This is a genomic window from Anseongella ginsenosidimutans, assembly GCF_008033235.1.
GTDB classification, from domain to species: Bacteria; Bacteroidota; Bacteroidia; order Sphingobacteriales; family Sphingobacteriaceae; genus Anseongella; species Anseongella ginsenosidimutans.
Window position 1 is genome coordinate 493,161 of the sequence record NZ_CP042432.1, and the last position, 24,339, is coordinate 517,499.

22 protein-coding genes are annotated in these 24,339 nt (G+C 49.9%); 10 read left to right on the top strand and 12 right to left on the bottom strand.

Features of this window, described 5'->3' with window-relative positions; genetic code table 11:
• Positions 1-209: 209 nt before the first annotated feature.
• From FRZ59_RS02120 to FRZ59_RS02130, 3 genes are read right to left on the bottom strand one after another with little or no spacing between them, the layout of a single operon-like run.
• A complete protein-coding gene (locus FRZ59_RS02120; protein ID WP_132127516.1) occupies positions 210-947 on the bottom strand; it encodes a zinc ribbon domain-containing protein in 738 nt (245 codons plus the stop codon).
• Between the two features lie 14 nt (positions 948-961).
• Complete coding sequence (locus FRZ59_RS02125) at positions 962-2,056, bottom strand: Nif3-like dinuclear metal center hexameric protein (protein ID WP_132127515.1); 1,095 nt, start codon at positions 2,054-2,056, stop codon at positions 962-964.
• A gap of 15 nt (positions 2,057-2,071) precedes the next feature.
• The gene (locus FRZ59_RS02130; RefSeq protein ID WP_132127514.1) at positions 2,072-2,386 is read right to left on the bottom strand and encodes a Dabb family protein; all 315 of its coding nucleotides are present in this window, start codon (positions 2,384-2,386) and stop codon (positions 2,072-2,074) included.
• Between the two features lie 518 nt (positions 2,387-2,904).
• Here FRZ59_RS02130 and FRZ59_RS02135 point away from each other — a divergent pair.
• Genes FRZ59_RS02135 through FRZ59_RS02145 form a run of 3 tightly spaced genes read left to right on the top strand, consistent with a single transcriptional unit; the run spans position 2,905 to position 7,437 of the window.
• Positions 2,905-3,483 carry a RagB/SusD family nutrient uptake outer membrane protein gene (locus FRZ59_RS02135; RefSeq protein ID WP_132127513.1) on the top strand — a complete coding sequence of 193 codons (579 nt, stop codon included), beginning with the start codon at positions 2,905-2,907 and terminating at the stop codon, positions 3,481-3,483.
• A 41-nt stretch (positions 3,484-3,524) separates the two neighbouring features.
• Positions 3,525-6,890: a transcription-repair coupling factor gene (gene mfd, locus FRZ59_RS02140; RefSeq protein WP_132127512.1), complete on the top strand. Its 3,366-nt coding sequence runs from the start codon at positions 3,525-3,527 to the stop codon at positions 6,888-6,890.
• Positions 6,883-7,437 (top strand): C40 family peptidase, encoded by a 555-nt coding sequence (locus FRZ59_RS02145; RefSeq protein WP_132127511.1) that lies wholly within the window; start codon positions 6,883-6,885, stop codon positions 7,435-7,437. Before mfd ends, FRZ59_RS02145 begins: the two co-directional genes overlap by 8 nt.
• Here FRZ59_RS02145 and FRZ59_RS18445 read toward each other — a convergent pair.
• The 5 genes from FRZ59_RS18445 to FRZ59_RS02165 form a co-directional block, all read right to left on the bottom strand.
• Positions 7,401-7,538 (bottom strand): hypothetical protein, encoded by a 138-nt coding sequence (locus tag FRZ59_RS18445; protein ID WP_158640501.1) that lies wholly within the window; start codon positions 7,536-7,538, stop codon positions 7,401-7,403. The genes FRZ59_RS02145 and FRZ59_RS18445 overlap by 37 nt on opposite strands.
• A 171-nt stretch (positions 7,539-7,709) precedes the next feature.
• The gene (locus FRZ59_RS02150; protein ID WP_132127510.1) at positions 7,710-8,813 is read right to left on the bottom strand and encodes a hypothetical protein; all 1,104 of its coding nucleotides are present in this window, start codon (positions 8,811-8,813) and stop codon (positions 7,710-7,712) included.
• A gap of 71 nt (positions 8,814-8,884) precedes the next feature.
• Complete coding sequence (locus tag FRZ59_RS02155; RefSeq protein ID WP_132127509.1) at positions 8,885-10,387, bottom strand: TonB-dependent receptor; 1,503 nt, start codon at positions 10,385-10,387, stop codon at positions 8,885-8,887.
• Positions 10,388-10,488: 101 nt separating this feature from the next.
• On the bottom strand, positions 10,489-11,559 hold the full coding sequence (locus FRZ59_RS02160; protein WP_132127508.1) for a FecR domain-containing protein: 1,071 nt from the start codon (positions 11,557-11,559) through the stop codon (positions 10,489-10,491).
• A 16-nt stretch (positions 11,560-11,575) separates the two neighbouring features.
• Positions 11,576-12,151, bottom strand: a complete 576-nt coding sequence (locus FRZ59_RS02165) for an RNA polymerase sigma-70 factor (RefSeq protein ID WP_207910186.1) — start codon at positions 12,149-12,151, stop codon at positions 11,576-11,578.
• A 190-nt stretch (positions 12,152-12,341) separates the two neighbouring features.
• Here FRZ59_RS02165 and FRZ59_RS02170 point away from each other — a divergent pair, with 190 nt between their 5' ends.
• Positions 12,342-12,704, top strand: a complete 363-nt coding sequence (locus FRZ59_RS02170; RefSeq protein WP_132127507.1) for a methylglyoxal synthase — start codon at positions 12,342-12,344, stop codon at positions 12,702-12,704.
• Here the strand turns inward: FRZ59_RS02170 and FRZ59_RS02175 are convergent.
• The gene (locus FRZ59_RS02175; protein WP_132127506.1) at positions 12,701-13,987 is read right to left on the bottom strand and encodes a replication-associated recombination protein A; all 1,287 of its coding nucleotides are present in this window, start codon (positions 13,985-13,987) and stop codon (positions 12,701-12,703) included. The genes FRZ59_RS02170 and FRZ59_RS02175 overlap by 4 nt on opposite strands.
• A 255-nt stretch (positions 13,988-14,242) precedes the next feature.
• Here FRZ59_RS02175 and FRZ59_RS02180 point away from each other — a divergent pair, with 255 nt between their 5' ends.
• The 6 genes from FRZ59_RS02180 (at position 14,243) to FRZ59_RS02200 (ending at position 19,920) form a co-directional block, all read left to right on the top strand.
• Positions 14,243-14,971, top strand: a complete 729-nt coding sequence (locus FRZ59_RS02180) for a DUF4488 domain-containing protein (protein WP_132127505.1) — start codon at positions 14,243-14,245, stop codon at positions 14,969-14,971.
• 124 nt (positions 14,972-15,095) lie between these two features.
• Positions 15,096-16,193 (top strand): vWA domain-containing protein, encoded by a 1,098-nt coding sequence (locus FRZ59_RS02185; protein ID WP_132127504.1) that lies wholly within the window; start codon positions 15,096-15,098, stop codon positions 16,191-16,193.
• A 20-nt stretch (positions 16,194-16,213) separates the two neighbouring features.
• A complete protein-coding gene (locus tag FRZ59_RS02190) occupies positions 16,214-17,719 on the top strand; it encodes a MoxR family ATPase (RefSeq protein WP_132127503.1) in 1,506 nt (501 codons plus the stop codon).
• A 12-nt stretch (positions 17,720-17,731) separates the two neighbouring features.
• Positions 17,732-18,469 carry a metallophosphoesterase gene (locus FRZ59_RS19670; protein WP_349290816.1) on the top strand — a complete coding sequence of 246 codons (738 nt, stop codon included), beginning with the start codon at positions 17,732-17,734 and terminating at the stop codon, positions 18,467-18,469.
• Positions 18,451-19,002 carry a metallophosphoesterase gene (locus FRZ59_RS19675; RefSeq protein WP_349290837.1) on the top strand — a complete coding sequence of 184 codons (552 nt, stop codon included), beginning with the start codon at positions 18,451-18,453 and terminating at the stop codon, positions 19,000-19,002. The genes FRZ59_RS19670 and FRZ59_RS19675 overlap by 19 nt, the downstream gene beginning before the upstream one ends.
• Before the next feature lie 54 nt (positions 19,003-19,056).
• A complete protein-coding gene (locus tag FRZ59_RS02200) occupies positions 19,057-19,920 on the top strand; it encodes a UbiA family prenyltransferase (protein WP_132127501.1) in 864 nt (287 codons plus the stop codon).
• On the opposite strand, the gene FRZ59_RS02205 is transcribed toward FRZ59_RS02200, so the two are convergent.
• Genes FRZ59_RS02205 through FRZ59_RS02215 form a run of 3 tightly spaced genes read right to left on the bottom strand, consistent with a single transcriptional unit; the run spans position 19,901 to position 24,162 of the window.
• The gene (locus FRZ59_RS02205; RefSeq protein ID WP_132127500.1) at positions 19,901-20,605 is read right to left on the bottom strand and encodes a response regulator transcription factor; all 705 of its coding nucleotides are present in this window, start codon (positions 20,603-20,605) and stop codon (positions 19,901-19,903) included. The two genes, FRZ59_RS02200 and FRZ59_RS02205, sit on opposite strands and share 20 nt — an antisense overlap.
• A gap of 9 nt (positions 20,606-20,614) precedes the next feature.
• Positions 20,615-22,294 (bottom strand): sensor histidine kinase, encoded by a 1,680-nt coding sequence (locus FRZ59_RS02210; RefSeq protein ID WP_132127499.1) that lies wholly within the window; start codon positions 22,292-22,294, stop codon positions 20,615-20,617.
• Positions 22,295-22,311: 17 nt separating this feature from the next.
• The gene (locus tag FRZ59_RS02215; RefSeq protein WP_225975146.1) at positions 22,312-24,162 is read right to left on the bottom strand and encodes a S9 family peptidase; all 1,851 of its coding nucleotides are present in this window, start codon (positions 24,160-24,162) and stop codon (positions 22,312-22,314) included.
• Positions 24,163-24,339 lie beyond the last annotated feature (177 nt).

The following is a 24,339-nucleotide window of genomic DNA, read 5'->3' on the forward strand; positions in this document are numbered from 1 at the left end:
GCGGCGAAGCAAGCGCAGGAGCGCGAGCGAAGTAAAGCGCCGAAAAAACGCACAAGCGAAGCGAAGTGCTAAAAGCGCCCCCGCCGTCCGGTCTGAGTGCAAACCCTCGCTTAAACCTTTTTATTTTGTTCCTGGCAATGCGAAAAATGTGAGCGTAGCAGAGCTACGTGACCATTTTTCAAAGCAGTCCAGGGGCAAAATAAAAAGGTTTAAGCAGTTTCGGGGATGAAACCTTCGTCCACCAGTATCCTCCCACAATGCTCACAAACAATCACCTTCTTGCGCTGACGGATATCCATCTGACGTTGAGGGGGAATCTTATTAAAACAGCCCGAGCAGGAATCGCGGTCAATGGTAACCACCGCAAGGCCGTTCTTTGAATTATTTCTAAGGCGTTTATAGGCTGTAAGCAAGCGTTCGTCAATTTTCTTTTCCTGCTTTTCAGCCTTGGCGAGCAGCTCGTCCTCTTCCTTCCGGGTTTCAGAGGTGATACTTTCCAGCTCACTTTTCTTCACTTCCAGATCCTTGATGCGCCCTTCGTAATCGGCTTTAGCCTTTTCCAGCGCCTGCTCTTTTGACTTGATCTCGAATTCGTATTCCTTGATCTTCTTTTCGCTCACCTTGATATCAAGTTCCTGGATCTCCACTTCTTTGGAAAGTGCATCAAACTCCCGGTTATTCTTGACATTATCAAGCTGCCCCTTATATTTCTTTATCAAGGCGTTGGATTCCTTGATATTGTTTTTCCGGGCCGTGATCGTATCTTCCAGCTCGTCCATCTCATCCTTGAACTTACCAATCCTTGTTTCCAGGCCGGCTACTTCGTCTTCCAGGTCGGTAACCTCAATCGGTAATTCTCCCCTGACGACCCTGATATTATCTATTTTGGTGTGGATGGTTTGTAATTCGTAAAGCGCCTTCAGTTTTTGTTCTACTGTTTGTTCCATTCGTTCGTTTACGTTTATAAGTAATTGACTGGATTGGTATTAACTTTAGTCAACAGGGCTGCAAAGTTAGGAAATTGTTTTGATATATTCTCACGTAATAATTCCCCGGTAAACTGTTCGCTTTCATAATGCCCTATATCGGCTATTACGATCTTTCCGTCGGCATCAAAAAACTCATGGTATTTATAATCAGCGGTGATAAACACATCGGCTTCCACCCTGACAGCGTCGCGCAGCAGAAATCCGCCGGCCCCGCCGCATACCGCAATACGCTGCACCGTCTCCTTCACGGGACGCGTGTAGCGAATGCATCCCGTTCTCATTTTGCCCTTTACTTCTTCTAAAAAATGACGCAGCGGAACTTCCTCCGGAAGCGTTCCGATCATTCCGGCTCCCGCCTGTCCCCAGGTATTGGCAAGAGGATAGATATCGTAAGCCGGTTCTTCATAAGGATGCAGCCGGAACAAAGCCGCCAGAAGTTTATTTTCGAGAAAAACGGGGTAAATGGTTTCTATCCTGGTCTCCGGCTCCCGGTGCTGCCTGCCCTGCCCGCCGGCAAAGGGTTGCGTACCCGGTCCCGCCCGGAAGGTCCCATATCCTTCGAGGTTATAGCTGCACTGGTCATAATTACCGATATGGCCCGCTCCCGCCTCAAACAGGCCCGCCCGCAGCGCCTCCGCCTGTGCATGCGGGCAAAAAGTAACCAGCTTTTTTAGCATTCCCGTTTTGGGAGACAGGATACGGGTTTCCCGCAAACCCAGTTTCTCACATATCTTCGCATTCACCCCGCCCGGGACATGATCCAGGTTAGTATGAATGGCGTAAATGGCAATATTGTTCCGGATAGCGCTTAAAACCGTGCGTTCTACATAGGTACTTTCCGTCAGCTTCTTCAGCCCCCGGAATACCACCGGGTGGTGGGCGATCACCATTTCAGCGCCTTCTGAAACAGCTTCTTCAATTACTGCTTCTGTACAGTCCAGGCTGATAATGGCCTTGCTCACTTCCTGTCCGGGATGCCCCGTGATCAACCCCGCGTTATCGTAATCCTCCTGCAGCGAAAGCGGCGCCAGCGATTCCAAAAATCCAGTCAGTTCCTGAAGCAGCATGTTGATTGAACCTGTTTAAATTACAAGCATGTCATGCACCACCACCTTGGTCCAGTACTTCGAATATTTTTCTATGGCCCGGTGATGAAGATCATCTTCCTGGTAACTATCGTGGTCCTCGAGACTCGCGAAAGTAGCCACCATGGAATAAGTAAAACTATTGTCAACAACTGCCCGTTCCCCGGTAGACGCCGCCCGGCCAAACTGTAATTTCTTAACGGTCGGGATCTTCTCCAGCTCTTCAAAAAACCCCTTAAAGTTTTCAACCTCTTCAGCCGGCAGCGCAGGGTCTAGCCAGAATAAAACGGAGTGCAGCAGTTCTTTGTTCATGTGAATTTTTTAAACGTTAATTTTTTTCAAACCTAACCAAAAAGGAGCAATATTCAAGGGAGCTATTCCGGATGAAAAGCCGAAAAATCATCTCAAAAATGCTTAAACAGTAGTTATTTTTAAAATATAACTTCCTTTTTAAGAGTGCAATATGAAGATTATTAATACCTATGATTTAACATTATAAATCTAAACACCGCGCCGCGCCGGCTTCCCTGAGACGCACTTAAAAGCCCTTCCGGGAAGGAAATAAGCGGAATTCCGGGCTCCCTGCGGCGTATTTATCAATGTCCCGAACCGGTAAAATCCTGATATTCAATTCCAAATTAAATTTTGCGAGCCTAAAAATGAATTCATATATAGCATTATTTCTTGTATTTACAATTGTTATCTAAACAATTAGTTCACATTTGGAAAATAATTACTTTATCAGCTGATTTCCAGCCGGAAAAAAATTGCGCTACCCCGTTGGACAATAATTTAGTACCGTTAATTAACCGAAAAATTAAGCTCACTCCATGTCGCTGAAAGGCACCTTTGTTGCAAAAGAACTCGCCTTATTCAGGGAAGTAAAAGCAGGTAGCGCCCCGGCTTTTAAACTTCTTTTCCTGCGGTATCACGAGAAGTTACATGCCTTTGTCCTGGCTCTTTCTTCCGATCCTTTCCTGGCCGAAAAGTATTCGCAGGTCACGGGCCCCGACAAGGGAGTGATCCTTGAGATACGGAGGGAAAGAAGTATTGAGCTGGTCATGGAGGGCTTCCGCTGGGATGATATTATGCGCTGGAAAGCCGGTCAGCTATTAGTCCGGCCCTTCAATGGCGAATATTTCCCCGGGCCGGGTTCTTACGACCTGGACGGCGACGCGAATAACGACCTGGTACTTTATACCGGGGACAAACCCGCCGGAACCCCTGGTGTACAATACCTGGAACTGGGAAGCGACATAACGCTAGAAAACGGGACAAGCGGAGGAAAGATCATTGTGAATCCGAATATAACCAAGGTGTTTAATGAAGACAGGGATTACCTGTACCCTATTCCCACTGAGGAGCTTTTGCTGAACCCGAACCTCGATCAGAACCCCGGCTGGCAATAGTGCTGTAAAAACCGGGTTTTTTCCGTAATTTTGCATCCGAAATGCAGGACATTTCCGGAATGCTAAAAGCCTATACCGCCGACAGGCGGACAGGCGAACTTTCATCGGCCCTGTCTAAGGCAAGGGCACGCGTTCATCTGAAAGGCCTTATCGGCTCTTCAGATGCATGGGTAGCGTCTGCCCTTTTTCAGAGCGCCCCTTATACCGGGGTGTTCGTGCTGGCCGACCGCGAAGAAGCTACTTATTTTTTAAACGACCTGGAAAACATCGCGGGCAAAAAAGCCCTGTTCTTCCCGGCATCCTGCAGGAAGCCCTTTGATTTCAGCCTGCCTGACAGCTACGGCATTTTGCAGCGTACCGACGCATTGAATGAGCTGCAGCAGGGCAATGCCCACCGGCTCATTGTGACCTACCCCGAAGCCCTGGGCGAAAAGGTGATCAGCCACCAGGCCCTCGAACAAAACACCCTGGAAATTCGCCTGGGCGACAAGCTGGATATTGCTTTTGTGAATGAATTTCTTAGCGAATACGGCTTTGAGCGGGTTGATTTTGTCTACGAAGCCGGCCAGTTTTCCATTCGGGGAGGGATCGTGGATGTCTTTTCTTTTTCACACGACCTGCCTTACCGGGTGGAATTCTTCGGCGATCAGGTGGAAAGCATCCGCAGTTTTGATATTGAGAGCCAGCTTTCGGAAAAAAAACTGGCCCGGATCACCATCGTGCCCAATATCCAGTCAGACCTGCTTAAAAACAATAATACCTGCTTTACCGATTTTTTGGAACAGGAAGCTTTCTTCTGGTTCAAAGACGTGGAATTTTGCTTCGAGAGCCTTGAAAAGGGCACGAAAAAGGCCCGGGAAGCCTATAAAAAAACCGGTGCAGATGAAATAGCCGTTCATCCCGAATGGCTCGACCCTGATTCCCTTTATGAAGAAGCTAAGATCCTGCGGGGATTTACGGAGCAATTCCGAACGGTCGAATTCGGGAAGCAATTCCATTATAAACCGAACGAGGTGCTGCAGTACCAGATGCAGCCCCAGCCCTCCTTCAACAAGGATTTCGAATTTTTACGTCATACGCTGGTGAAAAACCAGGAGGCCGGGATCAGGAACCTGATCTTTACCGACAGCCCGCGCCAGAGCGAACGGCTTTATTCTATCTTTAACGACCTGCCGGGAACGGAGAAAGATGCGCCTGTCCCGTTCAGCACGGTGCAGCTGGCTATGCGGGAAGGCTTTGTTGACCTGGACCTGCAGGTAGCCTGTTATACGGATCACCAGATCTTTGACCGTTATTATAAATACCGCCTGCGAAAAGGTTATTCACGCTCTCAGGCCATCACGCTGAAAGAACTCAGGGAACTGAAACCTGGCGACTTTATTACCCATATAGATCATGGCATCGGAAAATACGCCGGCCTGGAAAAATTCGAGAGTGACGGCAGGGTGCAGGAAATGATCCGCCTGGTATACGCCGATAACGACCTGCTGTACGTCAACATCAATTCCCTTAACCGCATTTCCCGCTATACGGGAAAAGAAGGCACAGCCCCGAAACTGCACAAGCTGGGAAGCGATACCTGGGATAAGCTGAAGACCAAGACAAAAAAAAAGGTTAAGGACATTGCCCGCGACCTGATCAAATTATATGCCCTGCGAAAATCCCAGGAGGGCTTTGGCTTCATGCCGGACACCTATCTTCAGGCCGAACTCGAAGCCTCCTTTATTTATGAAGATACGCCCGACCAGGAAAAGGCCAGCGCTGATGTAAAAAAAGACATGGAAGAGCCACATCCCATGGACCGCCTTATTTGCGGGGACGTGGGTTTCGGTAAAACTGAAATAGCGGTAAGGGCGGCTTTCAAGGCGGTGAACGATAGTAAGCAGGTAGCCATCCTGGTGCCTACCACCATCCTGGCGCTGCAGCATTACCGGACCTTCAGCGAACGCCTGAAGGGGCTTCCCTGCAATATCGATTATATCAACCGGTTTAAAAGTGCCAGGCAAATCCGGGAAACCCTTGAAAAAGTGGAAAACGGGAAAATCGACATTATCATCGGGACGCACCGCCTGGTAAGCAAGGACGTAAAATTCAAGGACCTGGGCTTGCTGATCGTTGATGAAGAACAAAAATTCGGGGTTACGGTCAAGGAAAAGCTGAAAAAGCTGCGGGTAAACGTGGACACGCTCACCCTGACGGCCACGCCGATTCCACGAACCCTTCACTTTTCACTGATGGGCGCGCGGGACCTGTCGATCATCAGCACGCCTCCCCCCAACCGCCAGCCGGTAGTTACGGAACTTCATGTTTTTAACGAGACCCTGATCCGGGAAGGCATTGAGTTTGAAGTGGAACGCGGGGGCCAGGTGTTCTTCATCCATAATCGCATCAGCGATATACAGGAAATTGCCGGGCTGATCCGGCGGCTTTGCCCAGATGCAAAGGTAGCCGTAGGGCATGGCCAGATGGAAGGAGAAGAACTTGAGAATATTATGCTCAACTTCATTGAAGGACGATACGATGTCCTGGTTTCCACGACCATCGTAGAGTCGGGGCTGGACGTACCAAACGCCAATACGATTTTCATCCATAATGCTCATTATTTCGGCCTGAGCGACCTGCATCAGATGCGCGGCCGTGTGGGGCGGTCGAACAAAAAAGCATTCTGTTACTTGCTGAGTCCTCCCCTTTCCACCCTTACCCCGGAAGCCCGTAAGCGCCTGAGCGCCATCGAGGAGTTCTCCGAACTGGGTAGCGGTTTTAATGTAGCTATGCGCGACCTGGACATCAGGGGAGCCGGCAACTTGCTGGGAGCCGAACAAAGCGGCTTTATTGCCGAGATCGGCTATGAAATGTATCATAAAATACTGGATGAAGCCATCCAGGAACTCAAGGAGGAAGAATTCAAAGACCTCTTCAAGGATGAAAAACCGCGGCCATTTATCAGCTTTACCCAGGTAGATACCGATCAGGAAATGCATATTCCCGACGAATATGTTAGCAGCATAGCCGAACGCTATAATTTATACACTGAAATTTCCCGCATCGCGGACGAAACTCAGCTGCAGGAATTTGCCGCCAAACTGGTGGACCGCTTCGGCCCGCTGCCTGCCCAGGTGGAGCAGTTATTTGACGCCATGCGTTTGCAATGGATAGCCCGGGAAACGGGTTTCGAGAAAATTTCCCTTAAAAACAATAAGCTGCGGGGGAGCTTTGTCAATGATCCCGCTTCCGGGTATTTTCAGTCGGAAAAATTCATGCAGGTATTAAAATACGTTCAGAGCCACCCGCAGCGGTCCCGCCTGAAAGAAGGAAAAAAGGGCCTCAGCCTCACGTTTGACCACATTAATGACATTCACGGGGCCATTGAACTGCTGGAAGAAGTAAATAACCCGGTGTATGCCTGAATCTCTGATGAGCCTTCAACAAAAGGGAAATCTTCCCTTGTTCTGCCTCCTGCTCCTGACCGCGTTCTTCTTTACTTCCTGCGGTACAGCCAGGAAAGCGGGGCGGGCTTCAGCCGCAAAGCCCCGGGAGGCCGGTAAAAGCGATCCTTCCGCATCTGCGGAGATCAACCATATGCTTGATTTCGCCAGGGAGTATATTGGCATAAAGTACCGGTATGGAGGCAATACGCCCCGCGAAGGCTTTGACTGTTCAGGCTTCGCCTGCTTTGTATTCAATGAGTTCGGGGTACAGCTACCCCGGGTAAGCGCCGATATGTCAAAAGCAGGCAGGTACGTGGGAAAAAACGAACTGGAAAAGGGTGACCTGGTTTTCTTTGCCACCGGTTCCACCAGGCGCATCAATCACGTAGGCATCGTGATAGAAACCCGGCCGAATGTCCTGATGATCCACTCTTCCAGTTCAAAAGGTATCCGCCTGGACGACATCAACAGCGAATATTACCGGAATCGCTATGTTACTTCCAGGAGGGTCGACCTGGACCAGTGAACCAGCAGGGGTTCTACCGCCCGGTCACAGATCCCGGATTGCCATAGTTTTGCTACCACGATAAAGATAATATCCTGTGCAGCATTCTTTAATAATTTCATAAAACACCTGTACGTTTTTGAGCGCGAAATCGCTACGTTGAACAAAAATTTCTTTCCGGCCGCTGATGCGGGATAGCAGCCGCCGAAGATCGGGAAGCCTGCCGCCGCTGATACCGGAAGCCTGCCGCCGCTGATACCGGAAGGCCGCCGCCGAAGCTATCGGGCATCCGCTTAAAGAATGAATTGAATACCCGCCGAAGCGCCGACATACCATTGACGTAAATGCCCGTCGCCGTATCCGTTCTCCCAAAGCGGATCCTTAAAGAGGTCTTTCCCTTCCTGCATGTCGCTATCCACGAAATTCAGCGACGGCCCTGCAAAGACCTCGATACGCTCCGACACTTTCAGGGCGGGCAGAATATGCAGGGAATACTTTGAATACTCTCCTTCATGAAAATCGTCCAGCACCAGGCTTTTTAGCTCCGTATTAAGCCGGAAACGGTCGGAGAAAGCAAAATGCGCGCCAAGGCCGGCGCCGAGTGCATACAAATCCCCCTCGCTTTTAAGATTATAGCCTATTTCCAGGATGCCGTACAATACTCTTCCGCCCGAACGGAAAGAAGCAAGCAGATTAAAGGTTTCATCGGTAGAGATCCCGATGGACTTTTCGCCGTTCTTAATGAAGTTAAGGATGGCTACCGGGTAATCGCTGCTGTCCGCTATGTTGATGATCCCGGCGAACTGCAGGCCTTTTACTTTTTTAGCCACGTTCACCACACCGGCAAACTGGGAACCGTTTACATCCCTGGCTTTATTCATCACCCCCGCGAATTGCAGGCCGTCAGCATCCCCGGCATAATTCATCACTCCTCCGAACTGGATCCCCTGCAGTTGATCGCCGGTATGGTTGTAGACGCCGGCAAACTGCATTCCTTTTGTTTGTTTGCCCACATAATTACTAACGCCTGCGAATTGGAGGCCTGCTGCCTGTTCCCTGATCACGGTGGACACGCCGGAGAGTACAAAAGCGTTTTCCGCTTTGGAAAGCCCCATGAGCAGGTGAAAGGAAAAATCATTGCTGTACATGGGAGCTTGCCTTCCGTTGGTACTTAAGGGATACAGTAAACCAAGGTGCATCCTGCTGTGCAGCCGCTCAGCGTCTTGTTCCGGTAACTGCTGCCCGGACGGCGCCCGGGAGACGCTCCCGGCCTGCCCCTTCAGGGATGATTCCCGAGTGGACAATCCCTGCTGAGCGTTTGCTGCGAAAGCCGTCCCAATTGTGAGTAGCAGGCAAATGCCTTTTTTTAGTTGTTTTGCATGAAAGAAACTGTTCATATCTTGTTTTTGCAGATAGGACAACCGGGGCAGGCCCTACCCCTATGCAAACGGAGATTATCTTTGGAATTTTAAAGAGGCCGGAGAATGCTTATCCCTGCTTTCCAGCCAATCCAGCCTCGCAGCCCGTGTCCGTTCAGGCCGAAGCTGCCCCGGCGGGCCGAGGGAATAAAGCCGTACCCGTCCACGGGACTGCCCTGGTTGGAGTTCCAGATATTGAAGGAAGGCCCCGCAAAAACATGAATTTTTTTTGCCGCCCGGTAATGCAGCCCCAGGTTGAACCGGTATAACTGATTATTATAAATTGAACTGCCCTGGTAGACTTCCTGGAACAGAAGCTCCGGCTGAAGAGAGAAGCCATGCTTCAGCAAAAGCTCCTTTCCGAAACCGGCGCCGTATGCATACAATTTCCGCGGGCCCGGAGTGATACCGCCCTGCAGGATCGCGAATATTTTTGAGGTTCCGCTTTTAAAGGCCAGGTTCGCCTGGAGGGATTCATTGGTAAAAAGGCTGACGCGCAGGAAGCCGCTTTTCCTGATGATATTCACCAGACCAATGCTATATCCGGCAGAGCTGTCCGCAATATTCACAATCCCCACCTGCACGCCTTTTAATTGCCCGGCATAATTCACCGCTCCGGCAAGCTGCACACCTTCCACGATGCCGCGGGTAATATTCACCGCCCCGCCTATCTGCACGCCTTTAACGGAACCAAGTACAGTATTATGTGCCCCGGCGGCCTGCAGCCCTCTTACTGAGCCGCCCACGATATTAAAAGCTCCGGCAAGCTGCACATGCTCCACGCTTTTTTTATTCATATTGAAAACGCCCGCCATTTCCATCCCGTCCACTCCCGCCGTATAGCCTCCAATCAGGTTGATCGAAACCCTGTTCACCACCTGGGCGCTCATCCGGCCCTGGGAACTCAGGCCAGGGGTAAGGGAGGCTTGCACCGGGCTTTCCGTAAAGAATTCCCGCAGGTTCAGGCTTTGGACACGCTGCCTGGAAGAGAGAAGGAACATGCCCAGGCCGGTTCTTTCCACGTCCCCGTTTTCGTCCTGGCCTGAAAACCATTTGCCCGGCTTGCGGCCTTGCTTTTTGCCCGGGAGTACGACCACGCCCTGAAGCTGGATGAACATCGTCGTATCTTCGTACAATGCCTTGCTGGCCGTAAGCGCTACCGTCTTATAGCGATCCCTGACCCGGAGCAGGAAACGACCTTTTTCATCGGTCAGGGTGGCCAGCAATAGCTGCCTCTCGTACACGCTGGCGTCCGGAAGGCCCGTGCCTGTGCTGGGATCAGTTACGACCCCGCTAACCAGGTAGGTATTTCCCCGCTCGCTGATATCCTCCAGGGTCAGGGCCAGCGTGTGCCCGCGGGGACGGAGAATTATATAGTTCCCCGCTTCCAGGTATTCAAGGGGCCTGCTCAGTACCAGGTCTAGGACCTCTTCTACCGTTTTATTCCTGGCGGAAAGGCTTACCAGGCTGTCTTCAGGAAGCGCTTCGCTGTTATAGGAAAAATTGAATCCTCCCTGCCGGCCCGTCTCTTTGAGCAGCCGGCCAAGTGGCATGTTTTGCGCCTCAAAAGAAACTGTTTTTTCCAGCAGGGATTGTGCTGATGCCCTTTCGGGGCAAAAGCAGGCAGCCAATGTAATAATGTACAGGAAACGTATTATCGTTTTAATATGATTTGTTTTTCTTCGTATTGGACAGTTATATCAAACGTATCAGCGATCACCTCCAGTATACGCTCTAATGATTCATTATCAAATTCAGTAGTAATGGTCAGTCGCTGCAGGGACTTATCAGGGATTACGATATGAACACCGTAAGCTTCATTCAAGGTATTTATCAGCTCCTGCAGCGGGGTGGCGCGGCAGACAAATTTATTCGTTCTATAATATTTATACAGGGCGCCGCCGGTGTGCTGCTTTACCAGCTCTTCGTTTTCATTACTGCTTACCGCTTTTTCTCCGGGCCGCAAATCGATCCGGCTGCTGCCCCGGCTTACATGGACGCTGCCTGTTTCCACGATCACTTCTGTTACTCCGTTCCGGCTTTTAACGTTAAAGGAAGTGCCGGTAACTTCGACCTTCAAGTCATTTACGCTAATAATAAACGGTTTGCTTTTGTCCGGCTCCACGTTAAAGAATGCCTCCCCCTCTAAGGAAACAAGGCGATCCGTCCCCCTGAATTTCCGGGGGAAAGAAATCAGGGAGTTTTTATTCAGCGTTACCAGCGAACCGTCCGGCAGCATTTCTTCCCGCACCTGCTGTTCCGAAGCCAGTTCCACCATCGCAGGAAAGCGGTTTTCCTGCAGCAGGTACCGGGCCAGCCAGCCCGCGCTGATCAAGAGCGCCAGGGCGGCCGCGGCCTTCAGCCAGCGGGGTGCGGACCCGGCCGGACGCAGGGAACGTATTTTTTCCGTTGGGGTGCTGACTTCTTCCCGGAGAGTCCGGAGAGTTTTCCGCTCCCGCGTGCTTTCATTCCACCGCAGCCAGGCTTTTTCTTGTTGCTGACCGGTTTCCTCCTGTTGCTTCACCCGATGGCGAAACCGCTCCCAGGCGGCCTGTTCATCGGGGGAGTTGTGCAAAGCGAGGTTTTCACTTTCGTTCCATATCCGTTCCAATTGGGAATAGTAGAGCGCGTTCTTTTCATTCTTTCCCAGCCATTCCTCTACACGAAGGCGTTCCTGCATATCCGCCTCGCCGGCAAGGTATTTTACAAGTAGATCATCATTCATAACAAGCCTCCTTTCTTCATCTCATTAGGTTCAGCAACAGGAAAAGCAGGGGTAAAAACTCCGCAAGCTTTACCCGCATCAGTTTCAGGGCCTTACCCATCTGGTTTTCTACTGTTTTAACCGATATTCCCAGCTCAGCCGCAATTTCCTTGTATTTAAGCTGTTCAAACCGGCTTAACCGGAAAACGGCGCCGCACTGCGGCGGCAATTCATCCAACGTTTCCCTGATACGAGCGCGGAGTTCCCCGGCGGCAAGCTGCCTGTCTGCCGGAAATTCGTTGCGTTCCGCACGGGCTGTATAATGTACCTGGTAAGCTGCTCTCACCTTCAGGTGCTTAAGATAATTCAAGCTTTCATTACGAACAGCCCGGTATAAGTAGGCTTTCAGGGAGCCTTCAATCACCAGCCGTTCTTTTTTATTCCAGATATTGAAAAATACCCGCTGCACCATTTCCTCCGCCGCCGGATCGTCTTTCAGCATGGTAAAGGCATAGGCGTGCAGGGGCTTAAAAAAAGCCTTGAACACCTGCTCGAAAGCACGCTCATTACCGTCCTGCAGCAGCTGGACAACAGCGGTGTCGCTATATTCCACGTTAAGGGTTTGCAAATTTTCGCTAAATATACAACACTGAGACAACCGGGCCCGGGTTTACCCCTACGACCCTGCGTAAATAAAAGATATTTTTTGTCCCCTTTCGGAGTACGACGGAACATTCCTTCTGCGCGTTACCTGAAGCGGGGTCCTGTTTTTATGTGCGGATTTTCCGATATTGGCCTTCGATATGGAAATTGCATTGATCGCTCACGACGGCAAGAAGGCTGAAATGGTTAAATTCCTGATGGAACATATAGCCTTGCTAAAGGAAAAGAATATTCACCTGATCGCTACGGGGACCACGGGCGGTTTTGTGGAACGCGCGGGGCTGAACGTTGAAAAAGTCCTTTCCGGCCCTCGGGGCGGGGACGCCCAGATCGCCTGCCGGGTAGCTGAGGGAAAGACCAATATGGTCATCTTTTTCCGGGATCCAATGGGTAAACATCCGCACGAGCCCGACATTACGATGCTTATGCGTATGTGCGACGTTCATAATGTTCCCCTGGCCACCAATCCCGCTACTGCCGAGTTCCTGATAAGAGCGGTCTAATATCCGTACTTACCTTTCCATAATTTATTCAGCCAGCTGCGCAGTTCCTTTTCCCGGGCATTGCTGCCGGGTTCATACAAGGTGGTTCCGCCAAGTTTCTCCGGCAGGTATTCCTGCTCGGCAAAATTGCCCTCATAACCGTGCGAATACCGGTAATCTTTCCCGTAATCCAGCTGTTTCATCAGGCGGGTGGGCGCGTTCCGCAGGTGCAGAGGCACCGGCAGGTTGCCGCTTTGCCTGACCAGTTCCACTGCCTGCCCGATGGCCATATAGGCCGAATTACTCTTAGGCGAAGTGGCCAGGTAAACGGCGGCATGAGATAAAATAATTCTTCCTTCGGGCATGCCGATGACGTTTACCGCCTGGAAACAATTATTGGCCATTACCAGCGCGGTGGGATTGGCCAGGCCTATGTCTTCCGCCGCCAGGATAACCAGCCGCCTGGCAATGAAAAGCGGGTCTTCCCCTCCTTCAATCATCCGCGCCAGCCAGTAAACGGCCGCATTGGGATCGCTTCCGCGAATGGATTTGATAAAGGCCGAAATAATATCGTAATGCTGCTCCCCGGCTTTATCATAAAGAGCGAGGTTTTGCTGCACATGGTCAAGGACCAGCTCATTGGTAAGAATAATCTCCCCGGAGGGAATGGCGTTCACTACCAGTTCAAAGGTATTCAGCAGCTTGCGGGCATCCCCTCCCGACAGGCGCAGTAGCGCCTCCCATTCTTCGATCCGGATACTTTTCTTTTTTAACACTTCATCCTGTTGCATGGCTTCCTCCAGCAAATGCTGCAGGTCTTCCTTTTCAAGCGGCTTCATAATATAGACCTGACAGCGGGAAAGTAAGGCCGGGATCACTTCGAACGAAGGATTCTCGGTAGTAGCGCCAATCAGGGTGACAATACCCCGCTCTACGGCGCCAAGCAGAGAATCCTGCTGCGACTTGCTGAAACGATGAATTTCGTCAATGAACAGCACCGGGTTATTAGTGCCGAAGAATTGCTCCCTTTTTGCTTTTTCAATTACTTCCCGCACATCCTTTACGCCGGAATTAATGGCGCTCAATGCATAAAACGGCCGCTTTAGCTGGCGGGAGACAATGAAGGCAAGGGTGGTTTTGCCCACTCCCGGAGGGCCCCAGAAGACCATCGAAGGAATATTCCCGCTCTCTATGGCCTTGCGGAGTACGGCGCCTTTACCCACCAGGTGCTGCTGTCCTGTAAAGGCCTCCAGGCTGGAAGGGCGCATTCGTTCGGCCAGGGGCGTACTAATTTGATCAGCCATATGGAAATGATTTTTCAGCCGCCTTTCTTTTTTCCGGCTCGCGCATAATAAAGGGTCGCCCGGCCAGCCGCGGCATATTGCAAAACTAAAAATTTTTGCATCGAAATAAGCACGATCGCTCTGAGTGGTATCAATAAAGGGAAAAACTTTGTTACCCGCCGCATATATAAATTAAGGATTTTTAGTACTTTTAATCACAGGCTTTCAAACGTTTTAAAAACAAATCAGTATCAAATATTTAAAAAATTCCCGGCTATGAAAAGAAAAAAGACAATCCTTGGCGGCTGCCTGCTAATGACGGTTTCCCTAATTGCATTTACGCCCGAAAGAAAGACTCCCGCGCCCGGCGATATAGAAGGAGCCTGGGAGATTGAAGGAAACCCAAAACGGGTTGCGCTTCTCGTGGACGGGTATTTTACCGTTACAACCTATAAGGAGAACGCTCCTGAATTCATCAGCACCATGGGCGGGACTTTCTCTTACGATGGCAGCGCCATGTCCGGCGCTCTGGAATTCAATTCCGAGGCCGCGGACCAGGTAGGAGCAAATTTTTCCATTCCCGCAAAACTCGACGGAGACAAGCTGACGGTTACTTATGAAGACGGGAGTTCCGAAAACTGGACACGCGTTGACAAGGCCGAAGACAATCTGTCCGGCGTCTGGCGTATAACCGAGCGCGAAAGCGAGGGCGAAATGCATGACATCCCCCTGCGGGCCCGCCGGACGTTAAAAATTCTTACCGGAACAAGATTCCAGTGGGCGGCCATTAATGTGGAAACCGGGGAATTTTCCGGAACCGGGGGAGGCACTTATACGTTCGAGAATGGCAAATACACGGAAAATATCGAATTCTTTTCCAGGGATAACAGCCGGGTAGGTATGAGCCTTAGTTTTGAAGGCGATTTACAAAACGATAACTGGCACCACAAGGGAAAGAGTTCAAAAGGAGACCCGATCTACGAGGTTTGGAGCAGGTTTGAGTAATAAACCGTCTTCTTCAAGCTAAACCTGGTTATTTATATCCCCGCATGAAGGCTTTACAGATTTGTTACAGTACATAAACAGGTAAGGGATAAACTTTTGCCTGTTTCTGACGTTTCTTAAAGGGATGAGGGGATACGCTTTTTCAAAATATACTCCGCGGGAACTGCCGGAAGGCAATTTCGATGATTTGCTGAAGCTTTTCACGGAATTGCTGAACTATACCTCAGGCGATGCAGCGGAAGCCCTGGCCTGGATGAATGAGCTGGATAAGCAGCATCGCATTACAGCCGATGACTACGGCATGGGCAATTTTATCGAAGACCTGAAAAAACAGGGTTACCTGACCGAAGACAACGAAGGGGGAGAGATCCGCATTACGCCTAAAACCGAACAGGTGATCCGCCGGTCGGCGCTGGAAGAAATATTCGGTAAGCTTAGAAAATCCGGGAAGGGCCAGCATACCACAAAATTTTCCGGGCAAGGCGATGAGCTGAATGCTGAACGCCGCGAATACCAGTTTGGCGACAGCGCGGAGCAGATTGATATGACCACCTCCCTCCATAACGCACAGATCAATCATGGTATAGGCGATTTCCGCTTAACCGAACGCGATTTGGAAGTGGAAGAAATGGACTATAAGACCATTACCTCTACGGTGCTGATGATCGATATTTCCCATTCCATGATCCTTTACGGGGAAGACAGGATCACCCCGGCAAAAAAAGTGGCCATGGCGCTTTCTGAACTCATCTCCACAAGGTACCCGAAAGACACACTTGATATCGTGGTATTCGGGAACGATGCCTGGCCCATACAAATAAAAGACCTGCCCTATCTGCAGGTAGGCCCTTATCATACAAATACCTATGCCGGCCTGCAGCTGGCCACGGATATTCTCAGGAGAAGAAAAACCAATAACAAACAGATCTTTATGATCACCGACGGAAAGCCCACCTGCCTGAAAGAGGGGAACCGTTATTATAAAAACAGCTTCGGGCTGGATCGCAAGGTAATCACTAAAACACTGAATATGGCCGCCGAATGTAAAAAGCTGCGGGTCCCCATTACTACTTTTATGATCGCGCGCGATCCTTACCTGCAGCAATTTGTACGGGAATTTACGCGGACCAACGGCGGGAAAGCTTTTTACAGCACGCTGAACGGACTGGGAGAGTATATTTTTGAAGATTACATACGTAACCGGAGACGAACGGTACGATAAGTCAAGCGCGCTACTAAAATATGGATTTACTGAACATAAAAACTTTCGGAGCATTAAAAAAGGCAGGATACCGCACGCGCAGCATTAAGGACGAGTTGCGGTCAAACCTTGTTGATGCGCTTAGAAACGGGCAACGGACCTTTGAAGGGATCATCGGTTTTGAAAACACGGTCATCCCTGATATAGAAACGGCGATTCTTTCCAGGCACAATATTTTATTGCTGGGCCTGCGTGGCCAGGCAAAAACACGGATAGCGCGCCTGATGACGGGCTTGCTGGATGAATATATTCCTTATGTGGAAGGTTCCGAGATCTATGACGATCCCTTTCATCCGATCAGCTGGTTTGCCCGCACGCGCCTGCAGGAAATGGGCGACGATACGCCTGTTGCCTGGCTGCACCGGCAGGAGCGCTACACGGAAAAGCTGGCCACGCCGGATGTAACCGTGGCTGACCTGATCGGAGATGTGGATCCCATTAAAGCCGCCACGTTAAAACTTCCCTATTCGGATGAGCGGGTGATCCATTTTGGGCTGATACCACGGTCGCACCGGGGTATTTTTGTGATCAATGAATTACCCGACCTGCAGGCCCGCATCCAGGTGGCGCTGTTCAATATCCTGCAGGAATCGGACATCCAGATCCGCGGGTTCAAGCTGCGGCTGCCCCTGGATGTGCAGTTCATGTTCACAGCCAATCCGGAAGATTATACTAATCGCGGTTCCATCGTAACACCTCTGAAAGACCGCATTGAAAGCCAGATCCTTACCCATTATCCGAAAACGATAGAAATCTCCCGGAAGATCACCGGGCAGGAGGCTTTGCTTACGGACGGGCAGCTGAAAAGTGTGCAGGTACATGATTTGCTGAAGGACCTCGTGGAACAAATAGCCTTCGAAGCCCGAAACAGCGAATATATTGACAAAAAAAGCGGGGTTTCCGCCCGTTTAACGATCAGCGCTTATGAAAACCTGGTGAGCGCAGCCGAAAGGCGCCTGCTGCTGAATAATGAAAAAAATACCACCGCCCGTATTTCGGACTTGTTCGGCGTGTTGCTGGCCATTACCGGGAAAATTGAACTGGTTTATGAAGGCGAACAGGAAGGGCCGGCAAAAGTAGCGCATATCCTGATTGGAAAAGCAATTAAGTCGCTGCTTCCAGCCTACCTTCCCGATCCTGAAAAATCCAGAAAGAACAAACGCCGGAATCCCTATGCTGAAATTGTAGATTGGTTCGGACATGAAAACAAGCTGTCCCTTTCCCAGGACCTGAGCGATAAGGAGTATGCACGGCAATTACGGCTGGTCCCCGGGCTGAAAGAACTGGTAAAAGAGTTTCAGCCGAAGGCAGACGAGAAAACCAGGCTTCTGCTGATGGAGCTGGCACTGCATGCGCTTGCAGAACATTCCATGCTCAGTAAGCATTACCTGGAGAACGGCTACGAATTCAAAGATATGTTCAACAGCCTGTTCAATACGGCCATTGACGATGAAGACAATTTCAATGAGGACAACATCAACCTTTAAACTTCCTGCACGATGTCTGATTCTTATTTAAGACTGATCGTTATATCGCTGGTCATGTTTGCCGCCGACCTGTACCTTTTCCAGGCGGTAAAGGCAGCTTTTCGGAAATACAGCGAAAAAACCCGACGGATTGCAGGCGTCATCTTCTGGTTTCTCTCGGCGGTAGTGATCATTGCCATGTTCCTGGTCGTTTTTGTGACCCTGGAAAACGCCGTCCGCAAGGCGCTCATGCTGACAGCCATCCTGCTGGTCCTGTTTAAATTCTTTGCACTTCCCGCCTTGATCATTGATGACCTGCGTCGCGGACTGGTCCTGCTCATTCGCTGGATCCGGAAAAAATTCAACCCGCCGGCTAAAGAAGAACTCAAGGAGGCCGAACGAAAAATATCGCGTTCAGAATTCCTTTCAAAAGCCGGGCTGCTCATCGGCGCCGTGCCGCTGACCACGCTTGGTTATGGGATCGTCAGCAACAGCGTTTATGATTACCGGGTACGCCGGGTAACCTTGAAGTTCCCTAATCTCCCAAAGGCATTTCACGGCCTGCGCATCGCCCAGCTCTCCGATATTCATGCCGGCAGCCTGGCCGGGAAGCACAGGAACGCCGTAGCCGCCGGAATTGAATTGCTTCTGCGGGAAAAACCGGATGTCGCTTTTTTTACCGGCGATCTGGTCAACGATGAAACGGCCGAGATGCAGAACTGGACAAGCGTATTCGAAAAGCTGAAAGCCCCCTGGGTGTTTTCTCGGTAACCGGCAACCATGATTACGGCGACTACCGGGACTGGAAAAGCGCAGCAGCGAAAAAACAGAATTTCGAAGACCTGAAACGCGTACATGCCAACATGGGCTGGGATCTGCTGATGAACGAACACCGTATCCTGGAGCAGGGCGGGGAAAAACTCGCCATCGTGGGCGTGGAAAACTGGGGCGCCATTGATCGCTTTCCCAAATACGGGAAACTGGAGCAGGCCCGGGAAGGCACGGAAAAAGCCGCGGTAAAACTGCTGCTCTCCCATGACCCCAGTCATTGGCGGGCCCAGGTATTGCCTGAATTCCTGGATATGGACGCTATGTTCTCCGGCCATACCCACGGCATGCAATTCGGCGTACGCATGAAACAATTCCAGTGGAGCCCCGCCCAGTATGTGTACCCTGAATGGGCCGGCCTTTATAAGGAAAATAGCCGGCAATTATACGTGAACGTGGGATACGGCTTTCTCGGTTACCCCGGCCGCGTAGGCATGCGCCCGGAAATCACCGTTTTCGAGCTGGAACGAGGTTAAAACCTGAACCTTCCCTTGCGTAATTTATTATATTTGGCAGCAAGCCCGAAAGCTATGTCAAAGCTGATTTCCCGCTGGTTCGATTTCCTGGTATTCAGTAATACCTTTATTGCGATTTGCGCGGTTGGACAGGGATGGCTTACCTATATGCTGCTCGGTGCGGGCCCTGACCCGGAAGTACTGGTGCTTCTTTATTTTGCCACGGCCTTCGTGTATAATGCACAGGCTGTACTGGATAAGATCCCTAAAGGCGGCACATCGGTCTATTACCGTATCGACTGGCTCATCCGGCACCGGCGGCTCATCCGGACGCTGAGTTTCATCGCTGTCGGAGGTATCCTGGCATGCGCCCTTTTCCTGAAGGCAGCCACCTGGCTTGCACTTGGCGTAACGGGATTGCTCGCAATTTTTTACTCTTTTCCCCTGTTTAAAACGGGCGGATTAAGGCAGGTCCCGGGGCTGAAATTATTCCTGATCGCGGGCGTTTGGGCCTCCGCCTGTGTGCTGATCCCTTATTTCGAATCCGGGATCCAGCTTGAAACGGGAAAGCTTGTCATGCTTTGGCTGAAAAGATTTCTGTTTATCGCTGCCATTACCCTGCCCTTTGATATAAAGGACATTGCAACAGATCGTTCCACGGGACTTATTACACTAGCTACCAGGCTGGGCGCAAAGGGCGCCTCTCTCCTGGCGATTATTTTCCTTGCCGTTTACGTTGCCTTATTGTATTATTTTCACCAGCCCGGCCAGCCGGCGTCTTTTTACAGTTTGCTTTTTAGTGCATTGCTGGCAGCCATGCTCATTTTATACGGCTCAAAGCAGCGAAAGGACTTCTTTTATTTGTTTATTTTCGACGGTATCCTCCTGCTTCAGCCTGCGATCGTGGTCGCAACGCGGCTTATTGTTCCTGGGGTTTAGAGTTAAAACGGTATCCAACGCCGCGGATAGTGACCAGCAGCTGCGGGTCTTCCGGGTTATCTTCAATCTTCTTCCGGAGGCGCACGATGTGCATGTCCAGGGTGCGTGTATTCACATCGGAATTGTAGCCCCAGACCATCATCATCAGGTCATCCCGGTTAATAACACTGTCAATATTTTTGAGAAAGTGCAGCAATATGCGATTTTCAAGGATAGTAAGCTCTATTTTCCGGCCATCCTTTATAAGGCAGTGAACATTCGGCTGATGCTCCATGCCGGCAAATTTATAGACTTCTGATTTCTCATTGTTCAGGATGTATTTCACCTTATTGTCAAGCAAAGCGACCAGCACGTCCATATTAAAGGGTTTGGTCACATAATCGGAAACGCCGAAATTATAGGCGTCGATCTTATCCACATCCTGCGCCTTGGCGGTCATCATGATAATAAGGTGATCAAATCCCCGCTCCCGGACTGCCTTGCACACTTCCGAGCCCGGCTTACCGGGCAGCATCCAGTCAAGCAGCACCAGGTGGGGCTGTTCGGCCAGGATCAAGGTTTCAGCGTCATTGCCATTGTCCGCCTCCAGCACGGTATAACCTTCCTTCTGCAATCGATTGGCAACAAGAAAACGGAGGTTTTCATCATCTTCGACTATAGCCACTTTAATTTGATTTCTTTCCATAAGCTAAATTTAAGATTTTGTATGCAATGGTAAAAGTATTATAAATTCAGAACCTTTCCCCGGTTCGCTCTTTACACTAATGCTTCCCTCCATATAATTAATTACCTCCTTGCAAAAAGCAAGTCCAATGCCAACACTGCCGTGCCGGTTAAAATCATTCTCCACTTTGTAAAACCGTTTGAATATATGGTCCTGTTCTTTCTTATCAATACCGATGCCCTGGTCTATAAACCGCACTACCAGGTTTTTCCGGAGCCTGCGTACATCAATGAACAGGTACCTCCGGTCCGGCGGCGAATATTTATAGGCATTTTCAATAAGGTTGGCAAACACACTTCCCAAAAGCACCTTATCTCCTTCTATATGCTCCAGGCCGGTAATGTGGTAATCAATATGAAAGCCCGGGTAGCGGATCTGGTACTCGTCAACCAGGTTCTGGCAGAATACTTCCATATTGATCTTGTCTTTCCGGACCTTGATCGATTTACTTTCGATCTGGGTAAAAGAAAGCAACTTGGTCATGAGATCGTTCAACTTATCGGACTCCTCATCCAGGATCTTTCCGTAATGCTGCAATTCCCTTTCACTCAGATCTTTCGACACTTTGATATTATTGCCGGCTATCTTGATCACGCTTACCGGCGTCTTGAACTCATGCGTAAGGTTATTGATAAAATCATACTGCAGCTTGAACATGCGCCGGTTTATCTTCAGGTTCCTGAATAACAGGTAAGACATCAGGATGAGCAGGCCATAAACGATGCTTACCATCACGGCAATGGGCCTGAACACATTGATCACCTGGGCCGTGACGTGTTTGTTGGATGAAATAAAATAAAGTTTATAATCGGCGAAGGCGCCCGAGAGGGCAATATCAGTGATCATATGATCCCTGCTGGTCGCCAGCGAATCAAATACGACAGGTTTGATAAGTACGTGTTCATAAAGGGCCGGCTCGCCGTTTTTAATAGCCAGGTCACCCGGATCCAGGTTGAAAAGCATCAGGTCCTGGTCATAGCGGACTTCCGGAAGGTTCTCATTGAACATTAATTGTTTGTAAACGGCAATATCATCCCTCCGGAGCGCATTCAGATAGCTTACGCTGTTATCGTTGATTGTGTAAAAAATATTGAACTGCTCTTCAGGCGTAAGCGCCGCGTTGGTATCGGCAACCTGTATATAACTGGTCAGCTTTAAAATGGAATTGACCATGCTGTTGTTCAGCTTCGTGAAAAACTCGGTATTCTTGGATACCTTGCGCATGCTGAAGCGCTTCTGCCCTTCCCTCTTGAACTCAAAGACATCCTTCACCCCGGCGGAAAAGCCATCTACCCTTAAACCGTCGTCAATCGGATGATTTCCGATTTCCAGGTCGAAAAAATAGATGCTGTTTATAAAAGAATAATCCGAGAAGTTATTGTTTACGAATTCGGTGGCGGATGTAGAGTCAAGGAATCCCTGGTAGTAGGATATTTCCTGCATCTTATCGTACACCAGTTCATTATACGGCTGAATAGTCTCATCCAGTACTTCGGATTTATTGGCATAAAACCGGCTTTCTATCAGTTCCAGCATGAACTTGTAGCCCAAAAAAAGCGCAATAAACAGGGTAAGCGTCAACAGCAGGACAAAGGCCGCCGACAGCAGGTTATTGCTTTTGTACAGATCATGGATGTTAATCTTTTCCAAAACCCACGAAGATAGCTTTAATTAAGAAGATTTTTTGCCAGGAACTCTTCCAGTTCCGCATAAAAGTGAAGGCGGTTTTCTTCCTTACGGAACCGGTGCCCCTCGTCTTTTTTCAGAATATAGTTCACTTCCAGCCCATTCTCACGAAGTTTCTGAACAAACTGGGTGGTTTCGTTAACGTTGACCCTGGGGTCTTTCTCACCCTGAGCAACAAGCAGCGGCACTTTAATTTCCGCCGTATGGAAAATGGGAGAAACGGCCCTCAGGTAATCGGCATCCTTCTCGGGATGTCCGACCGCGTTAAATATCATTTGCTGGATAGGCTCCAGGTAAGGCGGAATATCTTTCAGAAAGGTAAAAAGATTTGTCATGCCGGAATAAGAAACGGCACAGCGGTAGAGGCCCGGATGCTGGACCACGCCGCTCAGGGCGCAATACCCGCCGAAACTGAACCCGCATATGGCAATCCGCGCAGGATCGGCCACCCCTTCGGCGATAAGCCATTCTACTCCGTCGGTAATATCCTGCTGCACTTTATTGCCCCATTCCTTGTTGGAAGCTTTCATAAAGGCTTTTCCATACCCGGTTGACCCCCGGTAGTTCATCTGCAGCACTGCATAGCCGCGGTTGGCCAGGAACTGCACTTCAGGATCAAATCCCCATGTATTCCGTGTCCAGGGGCCCCCGTGGGGATTGATGATCACCGGCAAATTCACTCCCTCGCTGCCTTTTGGGAGCGTCAGGTAACCATGAATGGTAAGCCCGTCTCCGGTTTTATAGCTTACTGGTTTCATTTCCGCCATATCCCGCGGGTCAATCCAGGGCGACACTTCGCTTAATTTCCTGAGGTCGTCCCCTGCTGCTTCATACAGGTAATAACTCCCGGGAGAGCGGTCACTATAGGTCCTGACAATAAACTTGTCTTCATTCCTGTTCCAGTTAACGATATCTATTTCGAGTTCCGGCAGACGGTCCGCAATTTTTTCATAGATGCTCTTTATGTTTTCGTCCAGGAAATGCGTTTCCTCCTTCCAGGTAATGTAATTTACAAAAAGCGGCTTCTCCTGCTTTTTCGAGTACCGGATACTCCTTACATCCACTTCATCATGCTGAAAAATGATCTTGTCTTCCTTCCCTGAAGTCAGGTCCAGTTCCACTACTGCTTCCTTATCGCGGCCAACGTTGGAAATGGCAATTACCAGATTGGGATCCTCTGCCGAAAAATAAACCGGTTCAATACTTTCAAACACGTTCGTGGTCAGTACTTCCTTAAAGGGGCTGTCTTCAGTAGGCCGGTATAACAGGGTCTCGTTCACGCCGTCGGAACTTTTTACCAGCCGCACCTTATTCCGGTGATCGGGCATCCACCAGATGACATTCCCCGGATTTTCCAGGATGACTTCCATTTCCCCGGAATTGATATTCAACCGGTAGATATCAAAAACTTTGGGATCGCGCTTGTTCAGACCTACAATAATGATGCTGTCCGCCGGCGTATCATGTACCATCACTTGTGTTCCTTTGAACGGGGTCAGGTCACGATTGCCGGTTCCGTCCCGGTTCACAGAATACAAATGGTAATCTTCGTTCCCGTTGCTGTCTTTTATATACAGCAGCTGCTCGTCGTTCGCCCACCAATAATACTTGATGTTATCCTGCTCATAAGTCGTTACCTGGGTCACCTCGTTGCTGCCGAGTTCCCGCACATAAATGTTCAGCCGGTTATTATAGGGCTGTAAATAGGAAATAAATTCCCCACCGGGCGATACGGAAAATTCTGTTTTCTCCGGGTTCCTGAAAAAGTCCTCCAGCGCTACCTTCTCCCTCTTATATTCATTTGTGCAGGCTGATGTTACAGCAACCAGCAAAAGTAATATTGATTTTCTCCTGATTCTCTTCATTTTGTTCCTTCCATATCCATTCTGCATCTCATCCTCACCTGCCTACGGCAAGCAGGCTGCTGTACCCATACAAAACAAATTCCAATGTATAGTAAAATACCGAAAAACACCCCTGCGGTTTAAGCTGTAACAATATTTTTACCC

Bases quoted from the DNA above. Each gene is read 5' to 3' on its own strand.
- FRZ59_RS02120 (WP_132127516.1), bottom strand. From the start codon at position 947: ATGGAACAAACAGTAGAACAAAAACTGAAGGCGCTTTACGAATTACAA.
- FRZ59_RS02125 (WP_132127515.1), bottom strand. From the start codon at position 2,056: ATGCTGCTTCAGGAACTGACTGGATTTTTGGAATCGCTGGCGCCGCTT.
- FRZ59_RS02130 (WP_132127514.1), bottom strand. From the start codon at position 2,386: ATGAACAAAGAACTGCTGCACTCCGTTTTATTCTGGCTAGACCCTGCG.
- FRZ59_RS02135 (WP_132127513.1), top strand. From the start codon at position 2,905: ATGTCGCTGAAAGGCACCTTTGTTGCAAAAGAACTCGCCTTATTCAGG.
- mfd (WP_132127512.1), top strand. From the start codon at position 3,525: ATGCAGGACATTTCCGGAATGCTAAAAGCCTATACCGCCGACAGGCGG.
- FRZ59_RS02145 (WP_132127511.1), top strand. From the start codon at position 6,883: ATGCCTGAATCTCTGATGAGCCTTCAACAAAAGGGAAATCTTCCCTTG.
- FRZ59_RS18445 (WP_158640501.1), bottom strand. From the start codon at position 7,538: ATGAAATTATTAAAGAATGCTGCACAGGATATTATCTTTATCGTGGTA.
- FRZ59_RS02150 (WP_132127510.1), bottom strand. From the start codon at position 8,813: ATGAACAGTTTCTTTCATGCAAAACAACTAAAAAAAGGCATTTGCCTG.
- FRZ59_RS02155 (WP_132127509.1), bottom strand. From the start codon at position 10,387: ATGCCACTTGGCCGGCTGCTCAAAGAGACGGGCCGGCAGGGAGGATTC.
- FRZ59_RS02160 (WP_132127508.1), bottom strand. From the start codon at position 11,559: ATGAATGATGATCTACTTGTAAAATACCTTGCCGGCGAGGCGGATATG.
- FRZ59_RS02170 (WP_132127507.1), top strand. From the start codon at position 12,342: ATGGAAATTGCATTGATCGCTCACGACGGCAAGAAGGCTGAAATGGTT.
- FRZ59_RS02175 (WP_132127506.1), bottom strand. From the start codon at position 13,987: ATGGCTGATCAAATTAGTACGCCCCTGGCCGAACGAATGCGCCCTTCC.
- FRZ59_RS02180 (WP_132127505.1), top strand. From the start codon at position 14,243: ATGAAAAGAAAAAAGACAATCCTTGGCGGCTGCCTGCTAATGACGGTT.
- FRZ59_RS02185 (WP_132127504.1), top strand. From the start codon at position 15,096: ATGAGGGGATACGCTTTTTCAAAATATACTCCGCGGGAACTGCCGGAA.
- FRZ59_RS02190 (WP_132127503.1), top strand. From the start codon at position 16,214: ATGGATTTACTGAACATAAAAACTTTCGGAGCATTAAAAAAGGCAGGA.
- FRZ59_RS19670 (WP_349290816.1), top strand. From the start codon at position 17,732: ATGTCTGATTCTTATTTAAGACTGATCGTTATATCGCTGGTCATGTTT.
- FRZ59_RS02200 (WP_132127501.1), top strand. From the start codon at position 19,057: ATGTCAAAGCTGATTTCCCGCTGGTTCGATTTCCTGGTATTCAGTAAT.
- FRZ59_RS02205 (WP_132127500.1), bottom strand. From the start codon at position 20,605: ATGGAAAGAAATCAAATTAAAGTGGCTATAGTCGAAGATGATGAAAAC.